This window comes from Streptomyces sp. ISL-66 (assembly GCF_018614135.1).
In the GTDB taxonomy this organism is placed as follows: domain Bacteria; phylum Actinomycetota; class Actinomycetes; order Streptomycetales; family Streptomycetaceae; genus Streptomyces.
Window position 1 is genome coordinate 18,077 of the sequence record NZ_JAGGOW010000058.1, and the last position, 9,651, is coordinate 27,727.

Sequence of the window (9,651 nt, forward strand, 5' to 3'; positions counted from 1 at the left end):
GCGCGGCGGAGGCGGAAAGACGCATTGCCCCGAAACATCCACACAGGCGACATCACCGCTCCATCGCCGCACGTCAGCGGGGACCGGGGTCGCGCGAAGGGACCGATATCCGTGGCACAGCGCGTAGTAGTCACGATCTCCGACGACATCGATGGCGGAGAAGCATCGGAAACGGTCGTCTTCGGGCTGGACGGTAAGTCGTACGAGATCGACCTCAATGTGGCCAACGCAAAGAAACTGCGGAAGAGCCTGGCCCCGTTCGTGGCGGCCGGCCGCCGCCAGGCGCGCTCCGGCAAGGCCTTCAAGCACACCGCCATCGCCCCCGACCCGGCGGTCGTCCGCGCCTGGGCCCGCTCCAACCAGCTCGACGTCCCGCCGCGGGGGCGGATCCCGAAGAAGGTCTACGAGGAGTACAACGCCGCTCACTGAGAGCCGATTTGCCATCCACCCCCACCGGTCCGCTAGTGTGTGGATCACGCCAAGGGCGCGGCCGCAAGCCGAACCCGAAGGTCGTGCGGGTGTAGTTCAGTAGTAGAACATCCCCCTTCCAGGGGGAAGGCGCAGTGTGCGATCCCTGTCACCCGCTCTGCATCGCTTTACCGATCACGTTCGTGGATCGGGTAGAGTGATGCACGCATCGCACGACAGTTGTTGTGTCGCGTGTGCGGACGTAGCTCAGTTGGTAGAGCACCACCTTGCCAAGGTGGATGTCGCGCGTTCGAGTCGCGTCGTCCGCTCAGAGTATGAAGGCCCCGATCATTGATCGGGGCCTTTGTCGTATGTCCCCGAAGTCCGGAAGTCCAAGCCGATGTCCATGCCGATGTCCGTGCCGAAGTCATGCCGATGTCCATGGCCCGATGCCGCGATGTCCCGATTCACGGGAGCCGATGACATGTGTCATGGCCCGTCCGGCCGCGCCGCCGCGAGACTGGGGCCATGAAACTCACCGGGTGGTGGAAGAACCGCAGCAGCGCGGGGAAGGTCGAGCTGTACACGCGCTGGTCGTTCCACTTCTTCGTGGTCATCGAGATCTTCTCGATCGGGCTGGCCGCCCTGGGCTCCATGGCCGGAAAGACCTCCCCCGCGGTCGCGCTCACGCTCTTCGTCACCGTGTGCGCGCACTCCGTGCTCGTCGGCTTCCTCTCCTCCCGGGCCCTGGACTGGATCGTGGGCCGGCGCGAGCGCCCCGTACGGCTCGCGGTCGTCACCACCGCCCTGACCGCCGCGGCGGTGATCGCCGTCCTGGCCCTGCGCGCGAGCGGCCGCACCGACGATCCGACGGTGGCACCGACCCTCGTCGCGGGGATGACCTCTTTCGCCGGCGGCACGCTCGTCCTGTGCCTGCGCGAGGTCCGGCACAGGAGCCTCCTGGCCCCGGCCGCCGCCACCTTCGTCGCCCTGGCCGCGCTCGCCTTCGGGACACCGGCCGACGAGGCGGCCGGCACCGCGGTCGCCGTGCTGCTGACCGGCTTCTTCCTCAGCGCGGCCTGCGGGTTCTCCGGATGGCTGCTCACCATCGTGTACGAGCTGGACCGCGCGCGCGAGCTCCAGGCGCGGCTCGCCGTGGCCGAGGAGCGGCTGCGCTTCGGGCGGGACCTGCACGACGTGATGGGCCGCAACCTCGCGGTGATCGCCCTCAAGAGCGAGCTGGCGGTCCAGCTGGCCCGGCGCGAGCGCCCCGAGGCCGTGGACCAGATGGTCGAGGTGCAGCGGATCGCCCGGGAGTCCCAGAAGGAGGTCCGCGACGTGGTCCGCGGCTACCGAGAGGCGGACCTCGCCGTGGAGCTGGAGGGCGCCCGGGGGGTGCTGCACGCCGCCGGGATGGACTGCCGGGTGGAGTACGAGCAGGGCCGCGCGCTGCCCGCCGAAGCCCAGTCGGCGCTCGGCTGGGTGGTGCGCGAGGCCACGACGAACGTGCTGCGCCACGGCGACGCCCGCACCTGCGTGATCCGGCTCACGGCGGAGCCCTCGGGCGCGCTGACGCTGGTGGTCGAGAACGACGGAGCCCCCAAGGTGCCGGCCGGACCGCCGGGCTCGGGGCTCGCGGGCCTGCGGGAACGGCTCGCGGTGCTCGACGGCACGCTGGAGGCCGGCCCGGTCGCCGGCGGCCGGTTCCGGCTGCGGGCCGAGATACCCGGCCCGGCACGGACCGGACCGGTCCGGGAACTGGAGGCACGCGCGTGAGTCCCGTACGGGTCCTGCTGGCCGACGACGAGCACCTGATCCGGGGCGCGCTCGCCGCGCTGCTGGGACTGGAGGACGACCTGCTGGTCGTCGCGGAGGCGGCCTCGGGGCCGGAGGCGCTCGCGATGGCGCTGGCCCACCGGCCGGACGTCGCGGTCCTGGACCTTCAGATGCCGGGGGCGGACGGTGTGAGCGTGGCCACATCCCTGCGGGCCGCGCTCCCCGACTGCAAGACCATGATCGTGACCAGTCACGGGCGCCCGGGCCACCTGAAGCGGGCCCTCGCGGCGGGCGTACGGGCCTTCGCGCCGAAGACGGTCTCCGCGCAGCGGCTGGCCGAGCTGATCCGGACCGTGCACGCCGGAGGCCGTTACGTGGACCCGGATCTGGCGGCCGACGCGATCAGCGCGGGGGACTCTCCGCTGACCGCCCGGGAGGCGGAGGTACTGGAGCTGGCCGGGGACGGGGCGCCCATCGCGGAGATCGCCGAGCGGGCCTCGTTGTCGCCGGGAACGGTACGGAACTACCTGTCCTCGGCGGCGTCGAAGCTGGGGGCCGAGAACCGGCACACGGCGGTGCGTCTCGCACGGGCCAGAGGTTGGGTATAGTAGTTCTCGCGCTACGGCGCATGCGGACATAGCTCAGTTGGTAGAGCACCACCTTGCCAAGGTGGATGTCGCGCGTTCGAGTCGCGTTGTCCGCTCTGTAGTGAAGAAACCCCCCGGTCCTCGGACCGGGGGGTTTCTCTCGTTTCCGGCTCCGGGGGGACTGGAGGCGCGGGCTCCCGGGCCCCGGTCGGGGCCCCTGGTGCGGGGCCCCTTCCCGGTTCGGCCTCAGGCCCAGTGCTGGCCGGTCAGCCGCTCGTAGGCTTCGACGTACTTGGCGCGGGTCCGCTCCACTACCTCCTGCGGGAGGGGCGGCGGCGGGAGTTCGCCCTTCGAGTCCCAGCCGGAGGCCGGGGAGGCCAGCCAGTCGCGGACGTACTGCTTGTCGAAGGACGGCTGGCTGCGGCCCGGCTCCCACAGGTCGGCCGGCCAGAAGCGCGAGGAGTCCGGGGTCAGCACCTCGTCGGCGGCGACCAGGGTGCCGTCCTTGTCGAAACCGAACTCGAACTTGGTGTCCGCCAGGATGATGCCGCGGTCGCGGGCGATGTCCCGGGCCCGGCCGTACACGGCGAGGGTGGTCTGGCGCAGCAGCGCCGCCGTCTCGGCGCCCTCGGTGCGCGCGACCTCCTCGTAGGAGACGTTCTCGTCGTGCTCGCCGACCTCGGCCTTGGCGGCCGGGGTGAAGATCGCGCCGGGCAGCTCGGAGCCGTCGACGAGGCCCTCGGGCAGGGCCAGGCCGCAGACCGTACGGGTCTGCTTGTACTCGGCGAGGCCGGAGCCGGTCAGGTAGCCGCGGGCCACGCACTCGACGGGGACCATGTGGAGGTTCCGGCAGACCAGGGCGCGGCCCGCCCAGTCGGCGGGGGCGCCGGCGGGCAGCTCGGTGCTGATGACGTGGTTCGGGACGAGGTCCGCGAGCTGGCCGAACCACCACAGGGAGAGCTGGGTCAGGATCCGGCCCTTGTCCGGGATCTCGGTGGGCAGCACCCAGTCGGCGGCGGAGATGCGGTCGCTGGCGACCATGACGAGGTTGTCGTCCTCGTCGCGGTAGAGGTCGCGGACCTTGCCGGTGTGGAGGTGGACGAGGCCGGGCACCTGCACCGGCTCGGGCTTTTCGACGAATCCGGGCACGGAGTCTCCCTGTGGTTCTGTACGAGCGCGGTCCCATTCTCCCGCACCGCTCCGCGTGCGGGGACAACGGGTCCGGGCGGGGCCCCCGGTCAGTCCCGCTTGCAGATCCGGTCGAGGAGGTTGGCGGTGGCCCGCTGCACCCGCTCGTCCACGTGCCCGGGGCGGTCGAGGGCCGGGGACCAGGCGAAGGTGCCGGAGGCGAAGACGAGCGCGCCGCTGGGCGCCCGGTAGAGCGAGGTCTCCTGGTGGCGGCGGTGCCCTTCGCCGTCCTCGTACGGGGAGTGCGCGAGCAGCATCCGGCTCTGGTGCTCGGGGAGCTGCGTGCGCGGGAAGTACCGGTCGGCTTCACCGGCGACCAGGCCGGGCAGCTCGTCGTTCTCGCAGGCGCCGGTGGAGTCCCAGAGCCAGTGCGTGGCGTTGCGCACGATGAGGGGAGCGGGCTCCGGGACCCGGCCCGCGTACTGGATGCCGAGCAACTGCTGCTCCGGGCGGTCGACTTCGCGCCAGAGGCTGGAGCGGCCGGGACCGCGGCGTTTTCGGCACGTGAGGAGCCGGTCGTCGACACCCGACGGGGAGGGGGAGAGCTCGACCTGCCAGTACATGGTGTTGGCGGAGAGGAAGACGAGCGAGGTGCCGTGGTCCCGGGCGCGCTCGACGGTGCGGCGCATGGGGGCGGACCAGTACTCGTCGTGGCCGGGGAAGACCAGGCCGCGGTAGCGGGTGGGGTCGACGCGGCCGGCGTGCAGGTCGCGGGCGTCGGCGTAGGCCAGGTCGTAGCCGTAGCGCTCGGCCCAGCGGATGAAGTCGTAGGCGTGGCCGACGTGGAGGGGCAGGCCGGCGCCGGCGTAGGGACGGTCGAAGGAGACGGTGATCGCGGCGTCGCGCTCGCCGAGCAGCCGGCCCTCCTCGTCCCAGGCGTGGTAGAGGCTGGCGCCCGTCCGGCCGTCCTCCGGGTAGAGGTTGTAGGCCTGCCAGGTGATGTCGGGGAGCAGGAGCAGCAGGTCCGCCGGGTGTTCGTCCCGCACCGTGAAGGGGATGTGCGAGCGGTATCCGTCGGCGGTCGTCAGCACGGCCACGTACGCCCCGACGCTCCAGTAGGAGGGGACCTGGAGCCGCCAGGACTGCCACCAGTGGTGACAGGAGACGGTGCGGTCGGCCGTGAGGGGCGCGGGCTGGACGATGCCGGAGAGCCGGGGGCTGGTGGTGATCTTGGAGGCGCCGTCGCCGCCGTAGTGCCCGATGCGGTACACGTCGACGGAGAACTGCTGCGGCGGGTCCACGGTGATGTGGAAGTCGATGGCCTCGCCCGGGGTGACGGCTCCGGTGGAGGTGAACCCCTTGATCTGCCGGTGCACGTCATCGGCGGTACGGGGGCCGCCGTTGCTCCGGGCCCGGGGGATCTGCCCGGAGGCGAGCGCGGGATCGACGTACCAGGGGACGACCTGTCCGTGGTCGTCGTAGTAGAGCTCGCTGCCCCGGAACCACGGCAGGGGGCCCTGTCCGAAGGGGTCGGTCACCGCGTGCGCGAGCGCACCTGACTCCCAGCGCCGGATCTGCTCCGCACTCACACCGTTCCCCTCCCTCGCTCCCCCGAACGCCACGACCGGTCCCAGCACATCACATAACGCACGCAGTCCGTCACCCTTCGTCGCTAAAAGTTCAGCCGACGGCCAGACCTTCACCCTTCGCCCGAAAGGTTCACCGGGTTCACCGGGTTCACCGGATCGTGACGCCCGGCACCGCAAACCTTCCGGCCACGGCACTAGACCAGCCGGACCGGCTTCTCCGGGCGGACTCCGACCTCGGCGAGCCACTCCCGCAGGGGCCCGGAGTCGCCGTCCTCCACGAGCGAGAGCACCCGCGGCGCGAGGTCCGCACGCCGGGCTCCCCCGACCAGCAGCACGGGACCGTCCAGCCAGTCCAGCCCGGGGGCGGCTCCGGCGAAGTCGACCGCCGCGCAGCACACCAGCGCCAGCACGTGGTCCGCCAGCAGGTCCCGGCCGCTGCGCGGTGCCTCCAGGGGGAACAGCGGCACCGCGTTCGCACCGCGCGCGGTCTCGGCCGGTACGGCCTCCCGCGCGAGGTCCCCGCTCAGCCGCCCGGCCAGTGCGTCGGCGCGGCTCGACGTGCCGGGCTGTGTGCCGGGCTGTGTGCCGGGCTGGATGTCCTCGGCTGTTTCCGGGGTCACGGCCGTGGCGCCCGCCGGGGCGCCCTTCTGGGTCCCGCCGTCGGTCGTGGCCGGGGACGAGAGGTACGACAGCACCCGCTCCACCGTGGAAGCGGCCGGCGCGGACAGGGCGTCCAGTGCCGCCAGCAGCCGGGCGGCCTCCGTGCGCCACTTGCGGTCGACGACTTCCTCCGGGTACGCCGCCCAGTCCACCGGGGACCAGTCCGGCCCGGCCTCGGCGGGGCCTCCGTGGAACAGTCGCGCGGCCAGCAGCGAGGCGGCCTCGTCCACCACCCCCGGCTGCTCCAGCAGATCGCACGCCGGGCGCTCGCCCAGCCGCGAGGTGAACCCGTCGGCCAGCCGGTCGCGCCGGGACAGCTCGGTCAGCGCGGAGACCACGCCCGCGTCGAGGCGGGCGGGCCAGCGGCCCATCCGCCAGGCGGGCAGCGCGACGCGGGTCAGCAGCCGGTCCCAGCCGGCGTACGCCAGCCCGACCTGCTCCTGGGCGACGATGCGCAGCCCGTAGTCCACAGCCTGTGCGCGATCCGACGCGGCGGCGGCGACCCCGCGCTCCATCTCGGCGGCGTCGACCCGGCACAGCCGCAGCAGCAGCCGGGCGGGGGCGGCGATCCAGCCGAGGAAGCGACGGTTGCCCACGTCCACGGCGGCGTCGAGGCCGCGGACGAATCCGCGTGCGTCGGCTATGTCCGGGTGCGCGGACGGTCCCGTACCGGCGACGACGGGCGCGAGCACGGCGCGGAGCTCCGCGACGCGCATCCACCACAGGAACGGCGAGCCGATCACGAGGACGGGCGCGGCGCCGGGCTCCGACTCCGGACCGATCGGCCCGGACGGTCCACCGGCTCCGGCGGCCCCGCTCGATATGCGCGTGCGGGCACGGCGGTGGGCCGGGTGGGTGCGGTCCTCGAGCCAGCTGTCGCAGTCGGGCGTCAGGGCTATCGCGGAGGGCGCCGGGACGTCCATCCGGTCCGCCAGGTCCCGTACGAGCCGGTAGAGATCGGGGGCGGAGGCCTCCGACAGCGGCACGGTCGGGGTCACGGCGGGACTCGCCCGCAGGACCACGGCGGCGAAGGTCCCGCCGACGAGGAGGACGACCGCGGCGACCAGGCACACGGCGAGGGTCACCGCCGGCCATGGGTCGCCGACGAGGCGGCCCGTCATCCGGGCGGCCACCAGCACCACCGCGAGGGCGGCGGGCAGCAGCCCGACGGCCAGGGCCCTGCTGCGCACGCGCAGCACTGCCAAGGCGCGGGAACGTGCGGACGGTGTGCCCGCTTCAGCGATCGAACCTGTTCCGGACACGGCCGGACCTCACCCCCCTCTGCCCTGCGGCGGCGTTGCTCACTCCCCCACTGTGACACCAGCCACTGACATCGCAATGCCGGTGGGCCAAGTGCCGGAATGAGAGCCGGAATGCTTGCGCCGCACCATAGTTGGGGCGGGCCCGGCCGTCAGGCGGACGGGGGGACGATCACCCGATGGAATGGCTTTGGGTAAAGGTGGGTGCGTTCGAACGCGGCGGGATGCACTCGCACGCGGATACGCCCGCGGGCCCGGCCGCACCAGGTGCGTGCCGGACCCGCGTCCGTGAGATCCCGCTGGTCGGCGGCGCTCAGGCGCCTTCGGCGGCCTTGGCCGCGATGTCCGTGCGGTACTGCGAGCCGTCGAGCCTGATCCGCGCGACGGCCTTATACGCCCTCGTCCTGGCCTCTGCCAGATCGGAACCGGTCGCCGTCACCGACAGCACGCGGCCGCCCGCGCTGACGACCGCGTCGCCCTCGCGCCGGGTCCCGGCGTGCAGAACGTACGCGTCGGGGGCGTCCTGCTCGGCCACCTCGGCCAGGCCCTCGATGGGGTCCCCGGTGCGCGGGGTCTCCGGGTAGTTGTGGGAGGCGATGACGACGGTGACGGCCGCGTCCTCGCGCCAGCTGAGCGGCGGCTCGGTGTGCAGGGTGCCGTTGGCGGAATTCAGCAGCACGCTCGCGAGCGGGGTCCGCAGCCGGGCCAGGACCACCTGCGTCTCGGGGTCGCCGAAGCGGGCGTTGAACTCGATGACCCGCACGCCGCGCGAAGTGATCGCGAGGCCCGCGTAGAGCAGCCCGGAGAAGGGGGTGCCGCGGCGGCGCAGTTCGTCCACGGTCGGCTGCAGGACGCTCGCCATGACCTCGTCGACGAGCTTCGGGTCGGCCCAGGGGAGCGGGGAGTACGCGCCCATGCCGCCGGTGTTGGGGCCCTCGTCGCCGTCGAGCGCGCGCTTGAAGTCCTGCGCGGGCTGGAGCGGGAGCACGGTGACGCCGTCGGTGATGGCGAAGAGGGAGACCTCGGGGCCGTCGAGGAACTCCTCGATGACGACGCGGTCGCAGCTCAGCGCGTGGGCGCGGGCCGCGGCCAGGTCGTCGGTGACAACGACGCCCTTGCCGGCGGCGAGGCCGTCGTCCTTGACGACGTACGGGGCGCCGAAGGCGTCGAGGGCCTCGTCCACCTCTTCCGGGGTGGTGCACACGTAGCTGCGCGCCGTCGGGACGCCGGCCGCGGCCATCACGTCCTTGGCGAAGGCCTTGGAGCCCTCCAGTTGCGCCGCTTCGCCGGACGGGCCGAAGACCGGGATGCCGGCCGCGCGGACGGCGTCGGCGACCCCGGCGACGAGCGGGGCCTCCGGGCCGACGACGACCAGGTCGGCGCGGAGCTCGGTGGCGAGGCGGGCGACGGCTTCACCGTCGAGGGCGTCGACCGGGCGGAGTTCGGCCACCTCGGCGATGCCGGCGTTGCCTGGAGCGCAGTACAGCGCGTTGACGTCGGGATCGAGGGACAGAGAGCGGCACAGGGCATGTTCGCGGGCGCCGCCGCCGATGACGAGGACCTTCACGGCATGAAGGGTAGCCCGCGCTCCGGATTCTCTTTCGTGCGGGCCACCAAGGAGGCCCGCCTACTCGTTCGTATATTCCTCTACAACGGTGGCTCCGAGCTCGCGCACGATCAGCTCGTGCCCGGTCAGCGCCGAGTCGACGAGGTCGGGGTCGTCGTCCTCCGGCACGTCGTCCTCGGGCGCGACCGGCTGGGGCGCCTGCCGCGCCGGGGGCTGCTGCGGCGCGGACTGCTGGTACGGAGCCTGCTGGTACGGGGTCTGCTGCTGCGGGGGCTGCGCCTGCTGGGGGGCGGCCGGGGGCTGCTGGGCCGGCGGCGGGCTGTGGGCGGGCGCGGGCGGGGCCCCGTAGGACGAGGCGGAGACGGGCCCCGTCGGCTGGGCGCCACCGCCGAGGACGGCCTCGATCTTCCAGTTGACCTGGAACTGCTCGGCGAGGACCGCCTTGAGCACGTCCTCGCTGCCGCTGCTCGCGAAATTGTCACGGGCGCCGGCGTTGGGGAAGCCGAGCTGGAGGGTGGTGCCGTCGAAGCCGGCGACCTGGGCGTTCTGGCTGAGCAGGATCCAGGTGAAGCGGCGGCGGTTCTTGACGGCTTCCAGGACGGACGGCCACATCGCCTGGACCTGCCCGGCGCCGGCGGCCGTGCCGGGCGTCGGGCCGGCGCCCGCCGGGGCGGGCG

General features: G+C 72.9%; 7 protein-coding genes, 3 tRNA genes and 1 pseudogene. 6 read left to right on the forward strand and 5 right to left on the reverse strand.

The genetic code is table 11. The annotated features are described in order from the left end of the window. Positions 1-111 precede the first annotated feature (111 nt). The 6 genes from J7E97_RS12600 to J7E97_RS12625 all read left to right on the forward strand — a co-directional run bounded on the left by J7E97_RS12600 (position 112) and on the right by J7E97_RS12625 (position 2,887). Entirely contained in the window at positions 112-429 is a 318-nt protein-coding gene (locus tag J7E97_RS12600) for an Lsr2 family protein (protein WP_215025948.1), read from the forward strand. 85 nt (positions 430-514) lie between these two features. Continuing rightward, positions 515-586: transfer RNA gene (locus tag J7E97_RS12605), tRNA-Gly, on the forward strand. A 78-nt stretch (positions 587-664) separates the two neighbouring features. Beyond that, a tRNA-Gly gene (locus J7E97_RS12610) sits at positions 665-737 on the forward strand. A 199-nt stretch (positions 738-936) separates the two neighbouring features. Then, positions 937-2,184 carry a sensor histidine kinase gene (locus J7E97_RS12615; RefSeq protein ID WP_215025951.1) on the forward strand — a complete coding sequence of 416 codons (1,248 nt, stop codon included), beginning with the start codon at positions 937-939 and terminating at the stop codon, positions 2,182-2,184. Further along, complete coding sequence (locus J7E97_RS12620; RefSeq protein ID WP_215025955.1) at positions 2,181-2,792, forward strand: response regulator transcription factor; 612 nt, start codon at positions 2,181-2,183, stop codon at positions 2,790-2,792. The genes J7E97_RS12615 and J7E97_RS12620 overlap by 4 nt, the downstream gene beginning before the upstream one ends. Before the next feature lie 22 nt (positions 2,793-2,814). Beyond that, positions 2,815-2,887, forward strand: a tRNA-Gly gene (locus J7E97_RS12625). A gap of 130 nt (positions 2,888-3,017) precedes the next feature. Here the strand turns inward: J7E97_RS12625 and J7E97_RS12630 are convergent. The 5 genes and pseudogenes from J7E97_RS12630 to J7E97_RS12650 all read right to left on the reverse strand — a co-directional run. Then, positions 3,018-3,920 carry a phosphoribosylaminoimidazolesuccinocarboxamide synthase gene (locus tag J7E97_RS12630; RefSeq protein ID WP_215025958.1) on the reverse strand — a complete coding sequence of 301 codons (903 nt, stop codon included), beginning with the start codon at positions 3,918-3,920 and terminating at the stop codon, positions 3,018-3,020. 89 nt (positions 3,921-4,009) lie between these two features. Continuing rightward, entirely contained in the window at positions 4,010-5,488 is a 1,479-nt protein-coding gene (locus tag J7E97_RS12635; RefSeq protein WP_215025960.1) for a N,N-dimethylformamidase beta subunit family domain-containing protein, read from the reverse strand. 194 nt (positions 5,489-5,682) lie between these two features. After that, complete coding sequence (locus J7E97_RS12640) at positions 5,683-7,410, reverse strand: hypothetical protein (protein WP_215025963.1); 1,728 nt, start codon at positions 7,408-7,410, stop codon at positions 5,683-5,685. 310 nt (positions 7,411-7,720) lie between these two features. Then, the gene (gene purD, locus J7E97_RS12645) at positions 7,721-8,974 is read right to left on the reverse strand and encodes a phosphoribosylamine--glycine ligase (protein WP_215025968.1); all 1,254 of its coding nucleotides are present in this window, start codon (positions 8,972-8,974) and stop codon (positions 7,721-7,723) included. Between the two features lie 60 nt (positions 8,975-9,034). Next, positions 9,035-9,651: pseudogene (locus J7E97_RS12650) on the reverse strand (DNA polymerase III subunit gamma and tau); the annotation flags it as partial.